Raw genomic sequence first — 23,223 nt, 5'->3', positions numbered from 1 at the left:
CATGAAGCTGGTGACCGCAGTCATCAAGCCCTACCAGCTCGACGCGGTGAAGGAGGCTCTGCACGCCCTGGGCGTCGCCGGTCTCACCGTGAGCGAGGTACAGGGATACGGCCGTCAGAAGGGCCACACCGAGGTGTACCGGGGTGCCGAGTACACCGTCGAGTTCCTCCCGAAGATCAAGGTGGAGGTGCTCACCGACGAGATCGACGTCGACAAGATCGTCGACGCGGTGGTGACCGCCTCCCGCACCGGCAAGATCGGCGACGGGAAGGTCTGGGTGACCTCGGTGGACGAGGTCGTCCGGGTCCGTACCGGCGAGCGCGGCCTCGACGCCCTCTGATCCGATGACGAATCCGTTGAGTGAGCCGCCGGCCCCGCCCGCACGCCCGGCAGCGGGCGGCTCACTCGACGAGCTGCAGGGCCACATCGGGTCCGCCGCCCGCGACGAGCGGGCGGCGGCGCTCGACAGCTGGCTGACCACCCTCTTCCCGTCCCACCTGCCCGGCGTCAGCCTGATCGCGGTCGGTGGGCTCGGCCGGCGCGACTGCGCCCCCTACAGCGACCTCGACCTGGTGCTGCTGCACAACGGCACCGCCGGGATCGACCGGATCGCCTCCTCGCTCTGGTACCCGATCTGGGACGCCCGCCTCGGGCTGGACCACTCGGTGCGTACCCTCCCGGAAGCCCTGTCCGTCGCCCACGACGACGTGAAGGTCTCCCTCGGCCTGCTCGACGCCCGGCACGTCGCCGGCGACGCGGCCCTCTCCGCCGAACTGATCGCCGCGGTCGCCGACCAGTGGCGGCGCACCGCCGTCCGGTCCATGCCCCAGCTGCGCGAGATCACCACCAGCCGGTGGACCAGCCACGGCGAGCTGGCCTTCCTGCTCGAGGGCGACCTCAAGGAGGCCAGCGGCGGCCTGCGCGACATCACCCTGCTCCGCGGCATCGGCCGGGCCGGCATCGCCGACACCATGCGCCCCGCGGTCCGGGCCGCCACCCTGCGCCTGCTCGACACCCGCGACGCCCTGCACCTGGCCGTCGGCCGCCGGGTGGACCGGCTGGTCGCCCAGGAGCGCAAGGCCGTCGCCGACCTGCTCGGCATCGAGGACCCGGACACGCTGCTGCGCCGGGTGTCCGGCGACGCCCGGACCATCGCGCACGCCGTGGACGACGCCTGGCGGGCCGTCGACCGGCTGCGCAACCGCCGCCGCACCGGCCCGCCCGGAACCCCGGCCGCCCGCCGCCCGGTCGCCCGCGACGTCGTCGAACAGGACGGTGAGCTGGTCCTGGCCCGGACCGCGATCGGCCCGGTCCCGGACCCCAGCCTCTCGCTGCGGGTGGCCGCCGCGGCCGCCGTCGTCCGGCTGCCGATCGCCCGCGCCACCAGCGAATGGCTCGCCTCGTTCTGCCCGCCGCTGCCCACCCCGTGGCCACCCGCCGCCCGGGCCGCGCTGGTCTCGCTGCTCGGCTCCGGCGCGGGACTGCTGCCCGCCTGGGAGACCTGCGACAGGTACGGGCTGATCGACGCGTGGCTGCCCGAGTGGGCCCGGATGCGCGGCCTCCCGCAGCACCACCCGATCCACCGGTACACCCTGGACCGGCACCTGGTGCAGGCCGCCTACGAGGCCACCGCACACACCCGCGAGGTGGACCGGCCGGACCTGCTGCTGATCGGCGCGTTCCTGCACGACGTCGGCAAGGGCCTGCCCGGCGACCACAGCATCGTGGGCGCCCCGATCGCCGCCGACATCGCCGCCCGGATCGGCCTGCCACCCGCCGACGTGGCCATGATCGAGAAGATGGTCCGGCTGCACCTGCTGCTGCCCGACGTGGCGACCCGCCGCGACCTGAGCGACCCGAAGACCATCTCCGCCGTCGCCGAGGCGGTCGGCGACACGCAGACCCTGCACCTGCTGCACGCCCTGGCCCGCGCCGACTCGCACGCCACCGGACCGGCCGCCTGGTCGGACTGGAAGGGCCGGCTGATGGCCGAACTCGTCGACCGGGTGCACACCCGGCTGGACACCGGCGCCCTGCCGCAACCGCCGGAACCCGACCCGGAGCTGCTCGACGGCACCCTGCCGGTGGTGCACCTGGACGGCGACCGGGTCGCGGTGGCCGCCGCCGACCGGCGCGGACTGCTCGCCGGAGTGGCCGCCTGCCTGGCCATGCACCGGCTCGACGTGGTCGCCGCGAACACCATCACGGTGGACGAGCGGGCGATCGTCGAGTTCTACACCCAGCCGCGGTACGGATCGCCGTACGAGCCGGTCGCTCTCGCCGCCGACCTGCGCCGGGTCGGCGCCGGGGACGTCTCGGTGACCCAGCGGGTCCGGGCCCGCGCGATGAGCGCGCGGGGCGGGACCGCCTCGCCCCGGGTGGTCTGGCAGCGGGACATCGCCACCGACGCGGTGGTGCTGGAACTGCGCGCCGCCGATTCGCCGGGGCTGCTCTACCGGGTCACCCACGCGCTCGACGAGGCCGGCGCGGAGATCCGCGCGGCCCGCATCTCCACCCTCGGCAGCGACGTGGTCGACGCGTTCTACCTGGTCGGCGCCTGGGCGTCGGAGGAGGAGCGGGACCGGGTGGAAGCGGCGGTCCTGGCCGCGGTCTAGCGTCACCGTTGTCGCCGTCCCGGCGTTGATCCGAAAGGACATTGCCGGGTACGGACGGAGAGTCGATGGTTGAGGCGCAGCCGGTCGGGTTGCTGGACGATCATGTCACCCTCGCCGGTGCCGGGGCGGAGCTGTCGCTGCCGAACACGGCGATGCGCAACCGCTCGGTGGCGGCCCGCCGGGTGCTGGCCCGCGCGGCCGGGATCGGCCTGGACGAGGTGCTGGCGGCCGCCCGGCGGGGGGACACCCGCCGGATCCGCCGCCCGGTGAACCCGGCGCTGCTGGCCGGGCTGGCGCAGACCATCGCCCTGCAGGACGAGCTGCCGGAGGACCGGGCCGACGCGCTGGCCCTCTACGCGCTGATCCGAACCGGACGCGGCGCCGGCTCGCTGCCGCCCGCCCACCAGGCCCTGCACGTCCAGCTGGTGCACGCCTGGCAGGGGCCGGCCAACGCCCGGCAGCTGCTCGGCGCCTACCGGAACATCCCGGCCGCGGCCCGGCAGACGCTGGAGATCGACCTGGCCAATCCGCACGCCGGCGGGCTGGTGGCCGAGGAGGCCTGGCTGGCCCGGTTCGCCGAACTCTTCCCGGAGCCGGCGCCGATGCTGCTGGCGGCCCCGGAGCGGGAGCCGTTCGACCGGCTCGCCGGTGCGGCCGGGCACGCGTGCGAGACGGCCGGTGAGCGGGTGTCGGTGGTGGTCACCGCGTACCGGCCGGGGGAGGGTCTGCTCACCGCGGTCCGTTCGATCGCCGCCCAGTCCTGGCCGGACCTGGAGATCGTGCTGGTCGACGACGCGTCGCCGGGCGAGTTCGACGCGGTGCTGGCCGCCGCCGCCGACCTGGACCCGCGGGTGCGGCTGATCCGGATGCCGGTCAACGGCGGCACCTACGCGGCCCGTAACGCCGGGGTGGAGGCGGCCCGCGGCGACTTCGTCACGTTCCAGGACTCCGACGACTGGTCCCACCCGCGCCGGATCGAACTGCAGATGGCGCCGATGCTCACCGACCGGGCGGTGCTCGCCACCACCTCGGAGGGGATCAGCGTCTCGGACCGGCTGGTGATGACCCGGCCGGGCATCCGCCGGAGCCGGGTCAACGTGTCGTCGCTGCTGTTCCGCAAGGACCAGGTGATCCGGCGGATCGGCTGGTTCGACCGGGTCCGCAAGGCCGCCGACTCGGAGTTCCTGGAGCGGATCCAGGCGGCCTTCGGCCCGGGTTCGGTACGCCGGGTCGCCACCCCGCTGGCCCTGATCCGGCTCTCCGAGGGGTCGCTGTCCCGGTCCGAGATCCGCGCCTGGTGGATGCATCCGGCGCGGACCGCGTACATGTCGGCGTACCGCTGCTGGCACGCCTCGTCCGGCTCGCCGCACCTGCCGCCCGGCCCGGACCGCCCGTTCGTGGCCCCGGCCCACCTCAGCGGCCTCGCCGTCCCGCGGCGCTTCGACGTGGTGGTGGCCGCCGACTGGCGGTTCCTGACCGGCACCCAGCGGTCCGCGCTCGCCGAGATCCGGGCGCTGCGCTCGGCCGGGCTGTCGGTGGCGATCCTGCACCTGGAGGCGCTGCGGTCGGTGGACCGGCAGCGCCGCTCGCTCAGCCCGGACGTCCAGCGGCTGATCAACACCGGACAGCTGGACCAGGTGCTGGAGACCGACGAGGTGGACGCCGAGGTGCTGCTGGTCCGCCAGCCGGAGGTGCTCCAGTTCGCGCCCGAGGACGGCTGCCGGATCCGGCCCCGGCGGCTGCTGCTGGTCGCCGACCGGGCGCCGGCCCGCCGGGACGGCAGCGACCGCCGCTACACCGTCGAGGCGGTCGGCGAGGCGGCCCGGCGGCTGTTCGCGGCCGATCCGCTCTGGTGCCCGGCCGACCCCGGGGTGCGCCCGCTGCTGGCCGGCACCGACTTCCCCGGGGCGATGACCCCGTTCGACCTGCCGGCCGTCGTCGAACCGCGGGACGTGGCCCGGCCGATGCCCGCCCGGCGCGGCCCGGCCGTCGTCGGTGTCGACCTGTGCGACGCCGGGGTCTGGCCCGGCGACCTGGAGGCGGCGCTGACCGTGCCGCACCGGTGCCGGAGCGCCGACGTGCGGCTGCGCCTGCCGGAGAGCCCACGGCGCCCGTCCGGGCTGCCCGCCGCCTGGCTGGTCTACGAGCCGGCCGACCTGGACTCCCGGACCTTCGCCGCCCAGCTCGACTTCTACCTGCACTTTCCCCCGGAGCACCTGGCCGAGACCACCTCCCGGCCCGCCCTGGAGGCGGCCGCGACCGGCTGTGTGGTGCTCGTCCCGGACCACCTCGCCGCGGCGTTCGGTGAGACCGCCCTGCCCTGCGCGCCGGAGACGGCGTCCGCGGTGATCGAGGGGCTCCGGCGGGATCCGGTCCGCTACGCCGCGCAGAGCGCCCGGGCCCGCGCCGCGGTGGCCCGCGACCTTCGGCCGGCCGTCTTCGCCGACCGGATCGCCGGACTCGTCCGGGCCACCACCCCGGCACCCGCCCAGCGGGGGCGTAACGGGCCCGGTCCCCGCCCCGTTACCCCGGAGGAAGTGCACCGATGAGGAGTCCCGCATGAACAAGATGAGCCGAGTCCGCCGCCGTCTGCCGCGCCTGACCGGCCGGCAGGCCGCGGTGCTGACGGTCACCGGCGTCCTGTGCGCGGGCACCGCGGCCGCCGCGCTCCTCGGGCACCCCCGGGTCGCCACCACCCTGCTCGCGCTGCTCGGCGGGGTCGTCGTGGCCGGGCTGATGGTCCTGTTCCGGCGCCTCGCCGCCGTGCAGCGGGCCGGCCTGACCGCCCAGCGCGACCTGCGGACCACCGTCGAGGAGATGCAGCGCCGTCTGGTCGCCGCGGTGGAACGGGAACGCCTCACCGCCGGTGACCGGCACCTGGAACTGGCCGAGGCGATCGCCCGGGTCAAACAGGTCACCGACCGCAAGGCCGCGTCGTCGCAGCTGCTGGCCCTGCCCCGGGAGTTCGAGGCGACCGTGCAGCTGTTCCAGGGCTTCACCCCGCGCGCGCCGATGCCGTCGTCCGGCGACTACGCGCTCAACCCGACCGACCTGCTGGAACTGCTGCACCTGATCCGCAGCCGCAAGCCGCGCCTGGTGCTGGAACTCGGCAGCGGCACCTCGTCGGTGTGGATCGCCTACGCACTGGAGCAGAGCGGCGGCCGGCTGGTCTCGCTGGACCACGACGCGGGATACGCCGGGAAGACCCGGGCCGCGCTCGCCGCACACGGCCTGGACCGGATCGCCGAGGTACGCGACGCCGCGCTCACCCCGGTCGGCATCGACGGCCGGGACTACCCGTGGTACGACCCGGAGACCCTGACCGACCTGCACGACATCGACTTCGTGCTGATCGACGGCCCGCCCGCCTCGACCGGCGCGGACGCCCGCTACCCGGCCCTGCACATGATCGAGAAGCGGCTCGCGGACCGGGCCACCCTGGTCTTCGACGATGCCGGCCGCCCCGACGAGCAGGCCGCGATGGCCGCCTGGACGGAGCGGTTCGACGGGCTGACCCGGGAGGGTGAGCTGCTCGGCCGGCACGCGGTGCTGGCGTTCGCCCGGCCGCCGGCGCTGGCTGCCGCACACGCCTGATGACCGTCACGCTCGCCCGGCGCCCCGTCGACCAGGCGCCGGGCGGCTCCCGGCACACCTACCGGGGTGACATCGAGGGCCTGCGCGCCGTCGCGGTGCTGCTCGTGGTCCTCGCCCACGTCGGAGTGCCGGGCACAGCCGGCGGGTTCCTCGGTGTCGACGTCTTCTTCGTCGTCTCCGGCTTCCTGATCACCGGCCTGCTGCGGCGCGAGATCGCCGGCACCGGGCGGCTCGACCTGGCCCGGTTCTACGCCCGCCGGATGGTGCGGCTGCTGCCGGTCGCCACCCTGGTGATCGTGGTGACGCTGGCCGGCGCCTGGTTCTGGTCGCCGCCGGTCCGGTTCGCCACCTTCGCCGGCGACGCCCTGGCCGCGTCCACCTGGACGATGAACCTGCGCCTGGACACGGCCGGCACCGACTACTTCGGGGATCCCGCGCCGTCGCCGTTCCAGCACTTCTGGTCGCTCGCCGTCGAGGAGCAGTTCTACCTGCTCTGGCCGCTGCTCCTGCTGGCCCGCAGCCGGGTGCTGCTGGCCGGCGTCACGGTCGCCTCGTTCGCCTGGTCGCTCTACGCCACCTCGTACTTCGGATCACCGAGCCGGGCCTGGGAACTGGGCGCCGGGGCGCTGCTCGCGCTGCTCCCGTTCCGGCGGGAACCCTGGCTCGGCTGGGCCGGGCTGGCGATCATCACGGCCGGCGCGCTCAGCTTCGACGAGACCACCCCGTGGCCCGGCGTCGCCACGCTCGTCCCGGTGCTCGGCACCGTGGCGGTCATCGCGGCCGGCGGCAACCGGCTGCTGGAGACCCGGCCGATGCGGTGGCTGGGCCGGATGTCGTACGGCTGGTACCTGTGGCACTGGCCGCTGCTCGTGCTCGCCGCCCCGGTCAGCCTGCCCGACCGGGGCGGTGCCGCCGCCGTCGCGCTCGGGCTGGCCGTGCTCAGTCATCACCTGCTGGAGAACCCGGTCCGGCGGCACCGGTTGTGGAGCGTACGGCCGAAACTGGGTCTCGCTCTGGGTCTGGTCCTGGCCGCCCTCGCCGCCGCTCTGGCCGGGGCGGGCATGGTGCGACCGCCCGGCATCCCCACCCACGGCAGCGCCCCCGACACCGGCCGGGTCGTCGCCGCCGCCGGCAATCCGGCCGCCCGCCTGCACCGGCTGCTCGTCGACGCGAACACCGCCACCGACCTGCCCGGCAACCTCACCCCCGACTTCGAGGAGGCGGTCGCCCAGCGGCTCGCCCCGCAACGCGACGGCTGCCACGTCGGGCTCACCGGGCCGTTCCGGCCGCGCGGCGACTGCTCCTACACCACCGGCAGCCGGACCGTCGTCCTCTTCGGTGACTCGCACGCCCTGCAGTGGTTCCCCACCATGGAGGAACTCGCCCGCAAACGCGGCTGGCGGCTCTACAGCTTCACCCGCAGCTCGTGCAGCCCCGCCGGGATCGCCCTGGACGAACGCCGAGCCCAGAGCCGCTACGTGGAATGCGACAGGTGGCGCGCCGACGTGCTGGCCCGGATCGCCCGGCTCCAGCCGGCCATGCTCGTCGTCTCGTCCAGCGTCAACTACCGGCAGGTGCTGACCGGCGCGCCGGCCGACCCGGACGCCGTCTGGCAGACCGGCTGGGTGCGCAGTCTCGCCGCGCTGAAACGCGCCGCCGGGCAGGTGGTGGTGCTCGGCGACACCCCGTTCCTGAAGGTGGCGCCGGCCGACTGCCTGAGCAGCAACGCCACCAACATCGCCGGCTGTGCCGACCCGCGGGCCGAGGTGCTGCCGGAGCCGCGCTGGCGGGAGATCCAGCGGGCCACGGCCGTCGCCGCGGGCGTCCCGGTCGTCGACCCGGTGCCGTGGCTGTGCGCCGACCGGTGCCCCCTGGTCGTCGGCGACACCATGGTCTACCGCGACAGCAACCATTTGACCGAGGCGTACGCCCGGCTGGTGGCCCCGGTTCTGGAACCACACTTGCCTTAGGGCCGTTGTCGAGTGCTCTTCTCGGCAGCGGCTTGGCCTTCGGCTCTGAACTGGGATGAAAGGGTGCGAGCCCTCGCCAGGGGTGATGGCGAGGGCTCGCGTGTCGCGGGGCGGGGGCGCCGCGACTGACCGGGCTCCCCCTACCTTTCGGCCCGCGCCGGGCCGACTCGATGCCCGCCGGGTTGCCTTCCGGTCACCCTTCGGTTGCCTCAGGTCAGCGGGACGACCTCGCCGGAGGGGAGGGCCAGCATGATCTCGCCGGTGATGACCTCGGTGCTGGAGGTCGGGGTGGGGCGCAGCAGGGCGGCCACCGCGTCGGCGTAGTGGCGGTGCTGGTGGTGGTCCTCCAGGAAGCGCAGCGCCCGCTCGGACTGGGTGAGCAGGGCCGCCGGGCCGCGGTGCAGGCTCTCCACCACGGTGGCCACCTCCGCCGGGTCGGCGTAGAGGGCGGCCTGGCCGTAGACCACGGCGTGGCCGGGTGGCAGGACCGGGACGCAACCGGCCGCCATCGCGGTCAGGATCTCCGGGCAGGTGGCCGTCTCCGGGACGTCGGACGGCAGGTACAGGTAGAAGTCCAGCTGGTGCAGGAAGCCCCGCAGGTGCACGTCGGCCGCCTGGTAGACGAGCCAGCCGTCCGGCACCGGTCCGGCCGGCGGGGTGAGGGCCAGGATCCGCACGTCGACGCCGGTGCCGCCGAGGGTGTCGACGAGGCGGCGCCAGTCGCCGGCGCCGCCGCTGTGGACGCGGCCGATGACCGGGCGGTCGGCGCGCGGGCCGGAGCGGTGCAGGCGCCAGCGGCGCAGGTTGACGGTGCCGGGTACGTCGGTGCCGGTGACCCGGGTCAGGACGGCGCCGAGGTGCTCGCGGCCGGCCGGGTCGGTGGGCGCCCAGTGCGGTTCGACGCTGAACAGGCGGCGGGCCTCGCCGGCGCAGTGCGCGGCGGCCGGCAGCCACGCCGGGTCGGCCTCGATCACCACCTTGGCGGCGCGGATCCCGGAGGCGGTGCCGGGGGCGAACCCGAGGACCGCCGGATCGTGCACGAGGACCAGCCGGGCGTGTACGTCGTCGGCGAGGACCACCTGGTCGACGATCCCGGTGTTGATCATCTGCTGGAGGTCGGGGTCCAGTCCGGCGGGTTTCCCGGCCACCCCGGCCAGCGTGTCCAGGTGCAGGACGGCGACGGTGCGGCCGGGTTCGACCAGGGCGAGGACCCGTTCGGCGACGGACCAGGAGGCGTCGCTGTGTGCGCGCCAGTCACCGGCGAGGATCACGTCGTAGCTGGAGCGGCGCAGTCCGGCGTCCCCGGCCAGGCCGCGCGGGGCGGCGAAGGCCCGCATCCGGGGCAGGCGCGGGCGCACCGCGGTCTCCACACCGTCGGCGACCCGGCGGTGCCAGGCCTGGAAGGCGGACAGGTACGCGTGCCGGGCCGGGCTCATCCAGCCGGGCCCGATGTCGGTGCCGGACAGCGACCCGGAGCTGAGCCGGATCAGCGCGAGCGGTTCGCCGGCCAGGTGCCGTACGGCGGGGCGGCCGAAGACGGCGCGGGCGCGTTCCACGTACTCGGCGTCGGCGCCCTTGCGGACCGGGTCCAGGTAGCCGAGCCGGGCCAGGGCGAGTTCCCGCCGGATCATCAGCGAGGACAGGTTGTACGACCGGAACTCCGGGAAGCCGGGCCGGGTGATCACCAGGTCCTGGGTGACCCGGATCGCCGACGACGTGGTGGCGATCAGGGCCGGTTCGGCGAGCAGCGGGGCGGCCTGCCGTTCCAGGCGCAGCGGGTGGGACCAGTCGTCGGAGTCCTGGAACGTGACGAACTCGCCGCTGGCGATGTCCAGCCCGGCGTTGCGGGCCCGGTAGGTGCCGCTGTTCGCCGGGATCCGGATGATCCGGACCCGGGGGTCCAGGGCGGCGGCCCGGGCCAGCACCTCCTCGTACCCGCTGCCGGAGCCGTCGTCGACGACCAGGATCTCGTGGTTGGTCCAGCTCTGCGCGACCAGGGACCGGACCGCGGTGATCAGTTCCGGTCCGGGCCGGTACGTGGTGACGATGGTGCTGATCCGGTGCGCGGACCCGTGCCGGGGCACCGGCCGGGCGCCGATCCGGTCGAAGCCGGTGGCGCCCTCGTGGACCAGCGCGAACCCCGGATCGGGGAGCAGATCGGCGAACCGCCCGGTCCAGTCCTCCTGGGTGGCCAGGTCGACGCCGAGCGCCGCCCGGATCGGGGCGGGCACGTCCGGGTAGTCGGCCAGCAGCCGCGCGGCCCGGACCAGGTCACCGGAGGCGAACGCGATCTGTGTGTGCAGCCCCTGGTGTTCCGGGGCGACCCCGGCCGGCCCGAACGTGCGCAGCAGCGAGTCGAACAGCACCAGCCCTTCGGCCCGGTCGGCGGGGTGCAGATCCTGCAGGCAGATCACCCGGGCGAGTTCACCGAGCGCCCACGGGTCGGAGTCCGGGAACAACCGGCCCTCGCGGGCGGCGGCGACCAGCTCGTCGGCCGGGCGGCGGGCGGCCGCCCAGGCTAGCAGGGCCCGGGTGGACGCCGAGCGGGTGTGCAGGGCCGCCGCGGCCGGGCCGGTGGGCGCCACGGCGGTCAGGTTCCGCCAATGACGTTCCAGCAGCTCCGTGCCGTACGCGTCCGGTGTGCTGTGCTGCCTGCGCAAGGACCCCCCTCAACTGTCGCCCGGATCAACGCGCCGGGGGTGGGGTGCGTGACGCGGGGGCTTCGCGGTTCGTTGAGGTGACCATGACCGCGACCGTGTACGACGTGGCGATCCTCTCGGACTTCCGCTATCCGGGCGGCACCTCGGCCAGCATCGCCGCGGAGGTGCGCGCCCAGGCCCGGGCCGGCCTGACCACGGTGCTGGTGCATGTCCGGTCGCCGCATCTGAAGGCGCAGCGCCCGTTCCATCCACTGCTCACCGAGCTGATCCGGGACGGTTCGGCGACCCTGGCCGCCGAGGGCGAGGAGGTGACCGCCCGGCTGCTGGTGGTCCGGCAGCCGCGGATCTTCACCGAGGATCCGGCGGTGCGCCCGCTGGTGCGTTCCGGCCGGGCCGTGATGGTGCTGAACCAGGCGCCCGGCGATGCCGGGGATCCGGCCCGGTACTACGGGTACGCCGAGGTCCGGGAGCGGGTCGAGGACCTGTTCGGGGCCGGGATCGAGTGGGCGCCGATCAGCCCGCAGGTGCGCGCCGAGGTGCTGCGCGCGGATCCGGCGGCGGTGCTGACCGCGGACGACTGGCACGAGATCATCGACGGCGCCGAGTGGTGGCGGGAGCCCGGTGCGCCCGCGCCGGGGGTTCCGGTCATCGGCCGGCACGGGCGGCCGGACCCGGTGAAGTGGCCGCGGACGAAGCAGGAGCTGCTGCAGGCGTACCCGGACTCGCCGGACGTGCGGGTGCGGGTGCTCGGCGGCGGTGACCTGGCCGTGGAACGGCTCGGCCGCAAGCCGGCGAACTGGGAGGTCCTGGAGTTCGGCACGGTCGAGCCGGCCGAGTTCCTGCACGGGCTGGACTTCTTCGTCTACTTCCACGATCCGGACCTGATCGAGGCGTTCGGCCGGACGATCATGGAGGCGCTGGCCGCCGGGGTGCCGGTGATCGTCGGCGAGCACTTCCGGCCGATCTTCGGCGATGCCGCGCTCTACACCACCCCCGAGGGCGTGCTCCCGCTGGTCCGGGCGCTGTGGGCGGACCGCGAGCGGTACCGGCAGGTGATCCTGAACGGGCGGGAGTTCATCGAGACGCGGTACGGCTACCCGTCCCACCTGGCCCGGCTGGCCGACCGGGGGATCCGCCCGGGCGCCCCGCCGCCACCGGCCCTGTCCGCCCCGGCGCCGCCCCCGCCCCGGTCGGTGCTGCTGGTCAGTGACAACGGCGTCGGTCTGGGACACCTGTCCCGGTTGATGGCGATCGGCCGGCGGCTGCCCGGGGACACCCCGGTGGTGCTGGCCACCCAGTCGCACGGCGCGATGGTCGCCCACCGGGAGGGTTTCCTGACCGAGTACATCCCGTCCCGCAGTGTCCTCGGGCTGCCCCGGCAGTCCTGGTCGGAGCTGCTGCGCAGCCGTCTGGAGCACCTGATCGACCTGCACCGCCCGACGGTGGTCGCGGTGGACAGCGTCCCGCACGACGGCATCGTGGCGGCGACCCGGGCCCGGCCGGACGTGACCTGGGTGTGGGTGCGCCGGCCGATGTGGCGGCGGGACACCGGCGCCGAGTGGATCGAGCGCCGATCCGCTTTCGATCACGTGCTGGAGCCGGGGGAGTTCGCCGGTCCGGCCGACGAGGGCCCGACCGTCGCGGACCGGGACGGCGTCCACACGGTCGGCCCGATCACCTATCTGGACCCGGCCGAGCTGGTCGCGCCGGACGAGGCCCGCGCCGCCCTGGGGCTGGCCCCCGGCCGCCCGGCCGCGCTGCTGCAGCTGGGCGCCGGGAACATCAACGACATCGCCTCGCCGATCGCCCGGATCGCCCGGCACCTGCGCACCGCCGGGTTCCAGGTGGTGCTGGCCGAGTCGGCGATCGCCACCGAGCCGATGCCGCAGCCGCCCGGCACGCACCTGGTCCGGGTCTACCCGATCAGTCGGTACCTGCGCGGTTTCGACCTGGTGGTGAGCGCCGCGGGTTACAACTCGTTCCACGAGCTGATCGCGTTCGGCATCCCGGCGGTCTTCGTGCCGAACCGGGAGACGGCCCTGGACGACCAGGTCTGCCGGGCCCGGTTCGCGGCGGCCGCCGGCGCGGCGCTGATCGTCGAGGACCCGGACGGCGAGGACCTGGACCGGGTGCTGTCCCGGGCGGTCCGGCAGGACGTCCGGGACGCCCTGAGCCACCGCTGTGCGGAGGTGGCGCGCCGCAACGGCGCCGGTGATGCCGCGGACTGGCTGGCCGATCTCACCCTGGAGAAGACGGGAAGCTGATGCCCGACGAGGACGACATGCAGTCGCTGGTGGTCCGGCTGCGCACGATCGAGCAGGAACGCGACGCCTGGCGGGCCCGCTGTGACGGGCTGACCGGGGAACGCGACGAGCAGCGGGAGGCGGTCCGGCGGCTGCGCGGCAGCGGCTCGTACCGGCTGGGCCGGGGGCTGGTGACGCTGGCCCGGGATCCGATGCGGCTGATGCGCCGGGCCCGCAAGCAGGTGCCGCGCCGGAAGACGGTCAAACGGCCGCTGCCGGTACGGATCTACGTGGCGATCGGGCTGGACCAGCCGACGTTGCGGGAGTTCGTCCACACGGTCCGCCGGCTGGTGCTGGTGACGCCTGATCACCGGGCCGTGGTGCTCACCGACAATCCGGAGTTCTCGCTGCTCCGCAAGGCCGGGCTGATCCTGGAGTACCTGCCGGACCGGCAGACCTGGGAGCGGCACCGGCCGGCGCACCCGTGGGACGTGGTGCTGTCCGAGCGGCTGTCCCGGCTGTACGCCGAGCACCACGCGACCACGGTGACCTTCATCGACCCGGAGAACCCGCCGACGCTGGCGCGGATGCTGGACACAACCCCGCCGGTGCGGGAGTCGTTGCAGCAGACATGACCGCCCAAACCACGATATTTCCGGACTTGTCGGTGGGGTCTCCGCCGACCGCGCGGTGGGGGCACGTCGCCCGCCGCTGCGCGCTCGTCCCGATCATCGTGCTCACCCCGCTGCTGGCCGTCGCCCCCACCCGGGACCACCGGTTCAACGTCTACTGGCACGGCGGCCTGTTCCGGGACGACCCGGCCGCCATCGTGTCGCACACCATCGCCAGCGGCGACGCCTACCTGCGGCTGGGCAACTTCCGCCCGCTGGGCCGGATGCTGGAGAAGAGCCTCGACCTGCTCGCCTTCACCGGTGTGCAGCAGCTCGGCCTGCCCGCCTCGGTCATGCTGCGGGCCGTCTCGATCCTCGCCGCGGTCGCCCTCACGTTCGCCGCGGTCCTGCTCGCCGAGAGTGTGCTCACCCGGGGCCGGCTGATCGGCTCCACCCCGTCGACGGTGGCGCTGCTGCTGCCGTACGCGATCGGCGCCGGTTTTGTCGCGGCCGGCCAGGACAGCACCACCGTCCTGTTCGGCGGCCTGTACTGGGGCACCGCGGCCCTGGTCCTCACCGTCGCCGCGACCGCCTGCCAGATCGACAGGTTCCGCTGGTGGCACGGGGTGCTCGCGGTGACCGCCGGCGCGGCTCTGGCGGTCTTCAACGAGCCCGCCTACTTCGCCGTCCCGATCGCCACCGCGGCGGTGCTGGTGCGCGGCCGGTTCGTGCTCGGCCTCACCCCGCGGGAGCTGCTCGGCTCGGCCGGGGTGCGGTTCGCCGCCCTGCTCTGGGCCGGTTTCCTGCCGGTCGCCGGGGTGGTCCGCTGGATCATCCGCGGGTTCTGCGCGGGCGGCGGCTGCTACCAGGGCTCCGACCTGATCGTGGACGGCCGGACGATCCTGCTGCTGCCGGTCCGGATGACCGCCTGGCTGCCGCCGTTGCAGTGGCAGGCGGCCACCGCCGGTGGGCGCGGCGGCTGGCTGTGGGGGCTGGTGCCGGTGATCGCGCTGGTCCTGCTGGCGGGGCTGGCCGTACGTACCGCCAGGGATCTGAAAAAAGCGCCGCGCCCGGCGAACCGGGACCTGACCGCCCTCGCCCTCCTCGCCGTCGTGATCCTGGCCTGCGGGGCCCTGCTGGCCGCCCTGAGTGTCGCGGTGCGCTCCGCGATGAGCGGCCGGGAGCTGTGGGAACAGGGCTGGCGGGACTCGGCGCTGACGGTTCCCGGCGGCATGCTGCTGGCCGTCGCGCTGCTGGTGCTGGCCGGTCCCCGGCTGCTGCCCTGGTCGCTGGCCGCCCTGGTGGTGTGCGGCGCGGTCTCGGCCACCGCGAACCGTGCCTACGCCGACACCGCGGCCACCGTCCGGGCCGCCCAGCTGGACAACCGGATCGCCGCGGCGATGGGCTCGTTCGAACGGGGCCGGGCCGGGAACAGCCGCCGGTGCGCCCTGCTCGACGAGGCGCTGCGGGCCAACGTGGGCAAACCGTTCCTGCAGCGCCGCTACACCGTCTCGCTGGACGTGGCGTCGCAGTCCCTGGCGAGCATGCCGTTCTGCGAGCGGGGTGCCGCATGATCTCGGTGGTCGCGCCGATCTGGAACGAGGGCCCCGGCGTGGACCGGTTCGTGGCCCGGCTGTCCGAGGTGCTCGGGGACGCCCAGATCGACTTCGAGCTGGTCCTCGTCGACGACGGCTCGTCCGACGACTCGTGGGCCCGGATCAATCACCAGGCACTGGTCGACCCTCGGGTGCGCGGCCTGCGGCTGTCCCGCAACTTCGGCAAGGAGGCGGCCCTGCTCGCCGGTCTGGAACACGCGAACGGCGACGCGGTCGTGGTGATCGACTCGGATCTGCAGCATCCGCCGTCGGCGATCCCGCCGATGGTGCGCCGCTGGCAGGAGGGCGCCCACGTGGTCGAGGCGGTCAAACGCAACCGGGCCGGCCAGTCGATCGGCAACCGGATCTCGGCGAAGCTGTTCAACCGCACCTTCACCCGTCTCACCCGGGTCGACCTGGTCGACGCCACCGACTTCCGGCTGCTGGCCCGGCCGGCCGTGGACGCGCTGCGCCGGATGCCGGAACACTCCAGCTTCTTCCGCGGCACCAGCAGCTGGATCGGGTTCACCAGGGCCACCGTCGAGGTGGAGATCGACCACCGGGAGGGTGGCGCGTCCCGCTGGACCGCCCGCCGCCTGGCCCGGCTGGCCGTCAACGGGCTCACCTCGTTCACCTCGGCCCCGCTGCACCTGGTCACCCTGGCCGGGCTGGGTTTCGCGGTGTTCGCGCTGATCCTGGGCGTGCAGACGGTGATCCGCTGGATCAGCGGCGGCTCGGTGGCCGGCTTCACCACGGTCATCCTGCTGCTGCTGGTGACCGGCACGTTCGTCCTGATCGGCCTGGGCGTGATCGGCGAATACCTGGCCCGCATCCACGAGGAGGTCCGCGGCCGCCCCCGTTACCTGATCCAGGAACGGGCCGGCGCCGACGTCCCGGACCGCTGGGTGGTCGAACAGCGTGCCGAACGTTGACCGCCTGGCCAGGTACGCCGTCAGCGGCGGCCTGAGCGCCCTCACCCACTTCACCGTGGGCCTGGCCGCCACCGGGTCCGGGGTGCCCGCGGTACCGGCGTCCACTGCCGGTTTTGTGGCCAGCATCGCCGTCTCGTACCTGCTGCAGCGCGCCTGGGTCTTCCGCTCCACCTCCGGCCACACGGTCACCGGCCCCCGGTTCCTGACCGTGACGGCGGCGGCGTTCACCCTGAACACGGCGGTCCTCTGGGCCGGGACGTCGCTGCTCGGCGCCCCGTTCGCGGTGGCCCAGGCGGTGGCGATCCTGCTCATCCCGGCCTTGAACTACGCGATCAACTCCCGGTGGACCTTCGCGTAGAAACCCATTTTCCGGTACGGGCGCTCTCGGCTCTGTGGCGGCCACGCCGGGTGATCCCGACACCGGACCGCCCGGCGACCGCCGGGCCGGATGCGGTGGTCACCGTCACTTCACGGCGAGGCGACCCGCGAGTCACCGGGCCCGGGACCGTGCGGGGCACGCATGAGCCGCCGCCGGGGGACGGTCGAGAGGGAATGCCCACGTCTGCCGCCAGTAGTCACGCGACTCTGCCCACGCGTACCGAAAAAGGGTCTTGACCTGCCGCTTTTGAAGGCCTCTAAAGCCGGTGGGCCTCGCGGACCGTGGTCACGCCGCGGGTGTCGAAGAAGCGTTTGGCCAGGCGGGCCAGGTGGTCGGGGTCGTAGTCGCGGTGGTTCTGGACCAGGATCACCAGGTCGGCGGAGGCGGCGGCGCCCTCCAGGTCGTCGGTGCGGGAGACCGGGATGCCGTCCAGGTCCCAGGTCGTCACGTGCGGGTCGTGGTAGGCGACCGTGGCGCCCAGCGCGGCCAGGTGGCGGGCCAGCGGCGCGGCCGGGGACTCCCGCTGGTCGGCGATGTCCGGCTTGTAGGTGATGCCGAGCAGCAGGATCGTCGCGCCGCGGACCGCCTGGCCGTCGGTGTTCAGCAGGTTCTGGGCGCGCCGGGCCACGTACGCCGGCATGGTGGTGTTGATCTCCTGGGCCAGCTCCACGAACCGGAACGGGTAGCCGAGCTTGGTGCGCACGTTGTGGGACAGGTAGTTCGGGTCGATCGGGATGCAGTGGCCGCCGACACCGGGGCCGGGATAGAACGCCTGGAACCCGAACGGCTTCGTGGACGCCGCGTGGATCACGTCCCACAGGTCGATGTCGAGTTCGTGGCAGAACCGGGCCATCTCGTTGACCAGCGCGATGTTGACGTGCCGGTAGGTGTTCTCCAGCAGTTTCGCGGTCTCCGCCTCCCGGGTCGACCGGGTCCGCACCACCGTCTGCACGAACCGCCGGTAGAACGCCTCGGCGGCGCCGGTGCAGGCCGGGGTGTAACCGCCGACCACCTTGGGGGTGTTGTGCGCGCCGTAGACGGCGTTGCCGGGGTCGATCCGCTCCGGGGAGAACGCCAGGTGGAAGTCGACCCCCGCGGTCAGCCCGGAGAGCTGCTCCAGCAGCGGCCGGACCTCCTCGTCGGTGGTGCCCGGGTAGGTCGTCGACTCCAGCACCACCAGCATTCCGGGGCGCAGGTTGCGGCCGATCGCCGCGGTGGCGCCGAGCACCGCCCGCAGGTCCGGCCCGTCGCCTTCGGACAGCGGCGTCGGCACGCAGATCACCGCGGTCCGGGCCTGCCCGATCAGGGTCTCGTCGGTGGTCGTGGTGAATCCACCGGCCACCATCGTGGCCACGTCGGCGTCGGACAGGTCGTCGACGTGCGACCGGCCGGCGGCCAGCGCCTTCACCACGGTCTCGTCGATGTCGAAGCCGAGGACCGGCATGCCGGCCCGGATCGCCTGCTGCGCCAGGGGCAGCCCGACGTACCCGAGTCCCAGGATGACCACGTCGTAGCTCATGAAAGTCTCCATTTACAAGGAAATATCGGGCAGCTTCATCGGAATGTCGGGTGACCCGACCGGCTGCCGGGGCGCCACCGCCCGCGGACTCCGGTGCTGCAGCTCGAACGGGGAGGTGAACGGCAGATAGGCCGGCAGGAACTCGGCGACCAGCGCCTCCTGGTCGGCGACGGCGGCGCTGTGCGCGTCCACGTCGTTGAGGCAGAACGCGTCCACGTTGCGGCCGCGCAGCAGCCGGGCCAGTTGCAACGGGGTGACCGGCTGGGCCAGGTCGGTGTAGAGGTAGCGGATCTTGCCGGGGGCGGCCTTCCCGGTCAGGTACGCGTAGTACTGCTGCAGCGAGGAGAGCAGCGAGAGGTCGTCCGGGTGCCGGAACTGGTGCCCGGCGGTGGCCGTCACCTGCTCGGCGAACCGCTGTTCGATCTCGGCGATGACGCTGCGCCGCGACGGGTGCGGGGTGTGCATCATCTTGCGGGTCAGCATCCGGCCGAAGGTCTCCTGGATCAGCCGCCTGTTGTTCTTGGCGGCCGAGTCGGCGGGCCGGTCGGCGGGCCCGCGGGGCGCGGTGTCCACCCGGGCCGCCGAGGCGAAGAACTTGGTCAGCCCGCCCGGGGTGAAGAACTGGCCGGGCACCACCGGACGGCCCAGGATCACGTCGTCGTTGAGGTAGAGGAAGTGCTCGGCCAGCCCCGGGATCCGGTGCAGCCGCGACTCGATGGCCTGCGAGTTGAAGGTCGGCAGGGTGCCGGTGTCGCCGAAGATCTCCCGGTGCGACACCACGGTCAGCCGCGGATGCGCCCGGTCCAGCCAGTCCGGCACCTGGTCGTCGGTGACCAGGAAGACCCGGCGCACCCAGGGCGCGAAGCAGTGCACGGCGCGCAGCGAGTAGCGCAGCTCGTCCCGGCTGGTGAACCGGGAGTCGTTGGCGGCCTGCACGCTGACGTCGCCGAGCCAGGTGTTCTCGGCAAGGGCCCGCGCCTTGCGCCGCTGCCACTCCGGATCGGAGCCGTCCACCCAGGTGTAGACCACGTCGATGGCGAAGTCGATCCGGTCCGGGTCGACCGAGGTGAAGACCCGGCGGGTGCGGTACGTGGTGACGTCGTCCGGTGAGCAGAACGGCCCGAACACCGGCTCGGTGGCGATGGTGACCGGTTCACCGGCCGGGATCGAGTCGGCCACCGGGTTGCGGCGCGGCGCCACCAGCCGGTCGCCCTGTTCCCGCCAGAACTCGACCTCGCACGCCAGGTCGTGCCCGAGGACCATGTTGCCGCCCGGGTCGGTGACCGGCCAGCAGACCGCCACCACCAGCGGTTCCCGGCGGCGTGGCCCGGGACGGACCACCCGCAGCGAGCCGTGGTCGGCCGGGAGCAGCCGCCGCAGCAGGGCCAGCACGGCGGCCCGGTCGGCGCCGCGGACCGCGACGGCGGTCCGGTTCGGATCACCGGACGGCACCCGGAACCAGTCGACACCCGCCTCGTCCAGGGCCGCGGCCACCCGGTCCAGGTTGCGGCGGCGTACGTCGCAGGGCGCGGCCGCCGGGTCGACGCGGGCGGTCAGGACGCCGGCGCCGGTACGGACCCGCATCCGGCCGTCGGTGATCCGGGCGCGCACCGGGCCGAGCGGCATGAAGGTGCGGGCGATCCGCAGCCGCCGTTCCGGGGCGACCCGGGGCAGCACGCGAGCCTCGACGGTCTCGAAGATCCGCCGCCGGACCGGCCACGGGGCCATCCGCAGGACCTGTCGCAGGGCCACGCCGTTCGTCCTTTCGCCGCATATCCGCCAAATATTCAACGTGCTGCGGAAAGAGAAGTTGCGGTATATATGCCCGGTTGTTCCCCCTAGGGGGAACGGGTCAGGGGCACGGCCGATGCGGTTGTTGCGCGCGCCGGGCATCGTGGAAGGCGTCGACATGACGACGGCGGGAGGCCGGCGATGGGTAAGGCAATCGCAATTCTGGTAGCGGTGGTCGCCGTGGGCTGGGTCGCCAGTTCCCTGCTCGGACCGCTGATCTACTACCTGATCGTGGGCGCCCTCGTGGTCGGCGGCGGGGCCTACCTCTACTCCCGCGTCAAGCGCGGCATCGCCCCCGGCACCCGCACCCAGCGGCGGATCGAGGCCGCGGCACGCACCTACCGCATGCGGAACCGGTGAGCCGACGCCGGTGCGGCTAGGCTTGCGGTCTACGCCATCTCTTACGACCAACGGGAAGTCGCACCGTGTTTGACACTTTGAGTGACCGCCTGTCCGGGATCTTCGGCAAGCTCCGCGGCAAGGGCAAGCTCACTGATGCCGACATCGACGCCACCGCACGCGAGATCCGTCTCGCGCTGCTCGAGGCCGACGTCGCGCTTCCGGTGGTCAAGGCGTTCATCGCCAGCCTGAAAGAACGTGCCCGCGGCGCCGAGGTCTCCCAGGCCCTGAACCCGGCCCAGCAGATCATCAAGATCGTCAACGAGGAGCTCATCCAGATCCTCGGCGGCGAGGGGCGGCGGCTCCAGTTCGCCAAGCAGCCGCCCACCGTCATCATGCTGGCCGGTCTCCAGGGTTCCGGAAAGACGACCCTGGCCGGCAAGCTCTCCCGCTGGCTCAAGGGCCAGGGTCACCAGCCGCTGCTGGTCGCCTGTGACCTCCAGCGCCCCAACGCGGTCAACCAGCTTCAGGTGCTCGCCCAGCGCGCCGGTGTGGACGTCTACGCCCCGCAGCCCGGCAACGGCGTCGGCGACCCGGTGCAGGTGGCCCGCGACTCGATCGAGCACGCCAAGCGGACGGCGAAGGACATCGTCATCGTCGACACCGCCGGCCGTCTCGGCATCGACGCGGAGATGATGCAGCAGGCCGCCGACATCCGCGACGCGGTCCAGCCCGACGAGGTCATCTTCGTCATCGACGCGATGGTCGGCCAGGACGCGGTGCGCACCGCCGAGGCCTTCCGCGACGGTGTCGGCGTCACCGGTGTGGTGCTGTCCAAGCTCGACGGTGACGCCCGCGGTGGTGCCGCGCTCTCCGTCCGGCACGTCACCGGCCAGCCGATCCTCTTCGCCTCCACCGGTGAGAAGCTGGAGGACTTCGACGTCTTCCACCCCGACCGGATGGCCGGCCGGATCCTGGACATGGGTGACCTCCTGACCCTCATCGAGCAGGCCGAGCAGGCCTTCGACGAGGACCAGAAGGAGAAGATGACCAGCAAGCTGCTCGGTGGCGAGCAGTTCACGCTGGAGGACTTCCTGGACCAGCTGATCGCGGTCCGCCGGATGGGCCCGATCGCCAACATCCTCGGCATGATGCCCGGCATGGGCCAGCTCAAGGGCCAGCTGGACGATCTGGACGACAGCCACTTCGACCGGGTCACCGCGATCATCCGCTCGATGACGCCGGGTGAGCGCACCAACCCGAAGATCATCAACGGATCCCGCCGGCTGCGCATCGCCAACGGCTCCGGCGTCACCGTGATGGACGTCAATCAGCTTCTCAACCGCTTCACCGAAGCGCAGAAGATGATGAAGCAGATGACCGGCATGATGGGCCTGCCCGGCAGCCGCCGCAGCGCGACCAAGAGCCAGAAGAACAAGCGCAAGGGCACCAAGGGCGGCAACCGTCCCCGGGTCGGCGGCCGTCCCGGTGGTGGGATGCCGGCCGGATTCCCCGGTGGCATGCCCCAGCTCCCGCCGGGCATGGACCCGAGCGCGCTCGCCGGTGGTGCCGGTCTGCCGCCCGGTTTCAAGCTGCCGAAGCTCGATTTCAACAAGCTCAGCAAGCCGAAGGACGACGATCGCTGATCGAATTCACCCGCAGGTGTGACGTCATGGGGCAGTAGGCCCGCGACTACTGCTCCATGACTTTTGTTCTGCCCGCTCAGGGCCGCTGGACCGTTGACGACATGGCGATCCTGCCGGCCGGTTTCCGCTACGAGTTGACCGACGGGACCGTCGAACTGCGGGATCGGGCCCCGCTGGCGAGCCTGGCCGGTGTCGCCGTGATGGGCGCCCTCAAAGTGGACTGCCCACCGGCGCTGCGGGTGGTCCCGCGGGCGCCGCTGCTGCCCGCCCCGCCGACCGTCACGGTGCTGGGAGAGGCCGGCCCGGTGCTGGTGGCCGATGTGGCCCAGCCGGAGTGGACCTTCATCGACCTGCACACCCGGATCCGCCTGCTGGCCGCGCTCGGCGTGCCCCGGTACTGGGTGGTCGAGCCGATGGGCTGGCACGAGCTGGCCCTGACCGTCTTCGGCACCCCCGACGAGGAGGGTTACGTCCTGGAGGCGAGCGCCCGGGGCGTCTTCACCACCGACGTCCCGTACCCGGTGACGCTCGATCTGCCCGCGATGGCGACCCGGTGGCCGGCGGTCCGCGAGTTCGACAGGTGGTCCTGAATGTCAGCTGTGGTCGGTAAGCTGAAACTGCCGGCACACGTCCAGGTGATACGGGACTACCTGACTTGTACTAACTAGGTATGGAGCAAATATCATGAACGGCGATCCCTTCGAGGAGGAAACCATGACCGCTGCATTGACGTTTGCCACCCCTGACCTTGCCGATCTGCTGAAGCGGCGTGATCTGACCGTCGACGACGTGGCCCACCTTCCTGAGGATCTTCACTATGAGTTGATCGACGGAAGGCTCGTCTTGTCCCCCTCTGCGATGCCCCTGCATAACTGGATCGGCCAACGTGTCGCGACCGCGTGCGAGGTCAACCAGCCACCGGGCGTCATCATCAGCACCGATCAGTCGGTGATGCTCGATTCGCACAACGAGCGGCGACCCGATGTGGTGGCCATCTTCGACGAAGGCGCCGGGGTCAGCCCCGTGCTCGTGACCGACGTGCTCTTCGCCTTCGAGATCATCTCGCCGTCCTCCAAGTCGGTCGACCGGAAGGACAAGCGGAAGGTCTACGCGACCGCCCGGATCTCCCGGTACTGGGTGATCGACCCCCTCGCTGAGCGGGTGAGTCTGACCGGGTTCGTGCTCGGCCCGGACGGGCAGTATCGGCAGACCGTGCACACCGACGAGCCGCTGACGATCGAGGAGCCCTGGAAGATCACGCTCGACCCGTCGGCGTGGACCGACCGGCGAGATCGTCTCGAGCGGGCCAGGCGTGATCGGTGACCGGAC

17 protein-coding genes are annotated in these 23,223 nt (G+C 73.0%); 14 read left to right on the top strand and 3 right to left on the bottom strand.

Features of this window, described 5'->3' with window-relative positions; genetic code table 11:
* Nucleotide 1: 1 nt before the first annotated feature.
* From Aco03nite_RS10635 to Aco03nite_RS10615, 5 genes are all read left to right on the top strand, one after another.
* Nucleotides 2-340, top strand: coding sequence for a P-II family nitrogen regulator (locus Aco03nite_RS10635; protein ID WP_203794777.1), 339 nt, complete (start codon nt 2-4; stop codon nt 338-340).
* Between the two features lie 4 nt (nt 341-344).
* Nucleotides 345-2,615 carry a [protein-PII] uridylyltransferase gene (locus tag Aco03nite_RS10630; protein ID WP_203794775.1) on the top strand — a complete coding sequence of 757 codons (2,271 nt, stop codon included), beginning with the start codon at nt 345-347 and terminating at the stop codon, nt 2,613-2,615.
* A gap of 65 nt (nt 2,616-2,680) precedes the next feature.
* Nucleotides 2,681-5,164, top strand: coding sequence for a glycosyltransferase family 2 protein (locus Aco03nite_RS10625; protein ID WP_203794773.1), 2,484 nt, complete (start codon nt 2,681-2,683; stop codon nt 5,162-5,164).
* 10 nt (nt 5,165-5,174) lie between these two features.
* A complete protein-coding gene (locus Aco03nite_RS10620; RefSeq protein ID WP_203794771.1) occupies nt 5,175-6,209 on the top strand; it encodes an O-methyltransferase in 1,035 nt (344 codons plus the stop codon).
* Nucleotides 6,209-8,179, top strand: coding sequence for an acyltransferase family protein (locus tag Aco03nite_RS10615; RefSeq protein ID WP_203794770.1), 1,971 nt, complete (start codon nt 6,209-6,211; stop codon nt 8,177-8,179). The genes Aco03nite_RS10620 and Aco03nite_RS10615 overlap by 1 nt, the downstream gene beginning before the upstream one ends.
* A gap of 209 nt (nt 8,180-8,388) precedes the next feature.
* On the opposite strand, the gene Aco03nite_RS10610 is transcribed toward Aco03nite_RS10615, so the two are convergent.
* Nucleotides 8,389-10,839, bottom strand: coding sequence for a glycosyltransferase family A protein (locus Aco03nite_RS10610; protein ID WP_203794768.1), 2,451 nt, complete (start codon nt 10,837-10,839; stop codon nt 8,389-8,391).
* Between the two features lie 83 nt (nt 10,840-10,922).
* Here Aco03nite_RS10610 and Aco03nite_RS10605 point away from each other — a divergent pair, with 83 nt between their 5' ends.
* Genes Aco03nite_RS10605 through Aco03nite_RS10585 form a run of 5 tightly spaced genes read left to right on the top strand, consistent with a single transcriptional unit; the run spans nt 10,923 to nt 16,578 of the window.
* A complete protein-coding gene (locus Aco03nite_RS10605; RefSeq protein ID WP_203794766.1) occupies nt 10,923-13,103 on the top strand; it encodes a glycosyltransferase in 2,181 nt (726 codons plus the stop codon).
* Nucleotides 13,103-13,717 (top strand): hypothetical protein, encoded by a 615-nt coding sequence (locus Aco03nite_RS10600; RefSeq protein WP_203794763.1) that lies wholly within the window; start codon nt 13,103-13,105, stop codon nt 13,715-13,717. The genes Aco03nite_RS10605 and Aco03nite_RS10600 overlap by 1 nt, the downstream gene beginning before the upstream one ends.
* A 26-nt stretch (nt 13,718-13,743) precedes the next feature.
* Nucleotides 13,744-15,267 carry a hypothetical protein gene (locus tag Aco03nite_RS10595; protein WP_203794762.1) on the top strand — a complete coding sequence of 508 codons (1,524 nt, stop codon included), beginning with the start codon at nt 13,744-13,746 and terminating at the stop codon, nt 15,265-15,267.
* Nucleotides 15,264-16,220: a glycosyltransferase family 2 protein gene (locus Aco03nite_RS10590; RefSeq protein ID WP_203794761.1), complete on the top strand. Its 957-nt coding sequence runs from the start codon at nt 15,264-15,266 to the stop codon at nt 16,218-16,220. The genes Aco03nite_RS10595 and Aco03nite_RS10590 overlap by 4 nt, the downstream gene beginning before the upstream one ends.
* Nucleotides 16,207-16,578, top strand: a complete 372-nt coding sequence (locus Aco03nite_RS10585) for a GtrA family protein (protein ID WP_203794759.1) — start codon at nt 16,207-16,209, stop codon at nt 16,576-16,578. The genes Aco03nite_RS10590 and Aco03nite_RS10585 overlap by 14 nt, the downstream gene beginning before the upstream one ends.
* Nucleotides 16,579-16,855: 277 nt before the next feature.
* On the opposite strand, the gene Aco03nite_RS10580 is transcribed toward Aco03nite_RS10585, so the two are convergent.
* On the bottom strand, nt 16,856-18,118 hold the full coding sequence (locus Aco03nite_RS10580) for a nucleotide sugar dehydrogenase (protein ID WP_203794757.1): 1,263 nt from the start codon (nt 18,116-18,118) through the stop codon (nt 16,856-16,858).
* A gap of 12 nt (nt 18,119-18,130) precedes the next feature.
* Nucleotides 18,131-19,870 carry a stealth family protein gene (locus Aco03nite_RS10575; protein ID WP_239145054.1) on the bottom strand — a complete coding sequence of 580 codons (1,740 nt, stop codon included), beginning with the start codon at nt 19,868-19,870 and terminating at the stop codon, nt 18,131-18,133.
* A gap of 180 nt (nt 19,871-20,050) precedes the next feature.
* Between Aco03nite_RS10575 and Aco03nite_RS10570 the strand changes: the two genes are divergently transcribed.
* The 4 genes from Aco03nite_RS10570 (at nt 20,051) to Aco03nite_RS10555 (ending at nt 23,217) form a co-directional block, all read left to right on the top strand.
* On the top strand, nt 20,051-20,269 hold the full coding sequence (locus Aco03nite_RS10570) for a hypothetical protein (RefSeq protein ID WP_203794754.1): 219 nt from the start codon (nt 20,051-20,053) through the stop codon (nt 20,267-20,269).
* Nucleotides 20,270-20,334: 65 nt separating this feature from the next.
* Nucleotides 20,335-21,894, top strand: coding sequence for a signal recognition particle protein (gene ffh / locus Aco03nite_RS10565; protein WP_203794752.1), 1,560 nt, complete (start codon nt 20,335-20,337; stop codon nt 21,892-21,894).
* A gap of 56 nt (nt 21,895-21,950) precedes the next feature.
* Nucleotides 21,951-22,484, top strand: coding sequence for a PDDEXK family nuclease (locus Aco03nite_RS10560; protein WP_203794750.1), 534 nt, complete (start codon nt 21,951-21,953; stop codon nt 22,482-22,484).
* A 124-nt stretch (nt 22,485-22,608) separates the two neighbouring features.
* A complete protein-coding gene (locus Aco03nite_RS10555; RefSeq protein ID WP_203794749.1) occupies nt 22,609-23,217 on the top strand; it encodes a Uma2 family endonuclease in 609 nt (202 codons plus the stop codon).
* Nucleotides 23,218-23,223: the final 6 nt, after the last annotated feature.

The sequence above is a fragment of the Actinoplanes couchii genome, from assembly GCF_016862075.1.
Classification (GTDB): Bacteria; Actinomycetota; Actinomycetes; order Mycobacteriales; family Micromonosporaceae; genus Actinoplanes; species Actinoplanes couchii.
The sequence above is the reverse complement of the archived record's forward strand: the minus strand, read 5'-3'. Positions and strand labels throughout refer to the sequence as shown.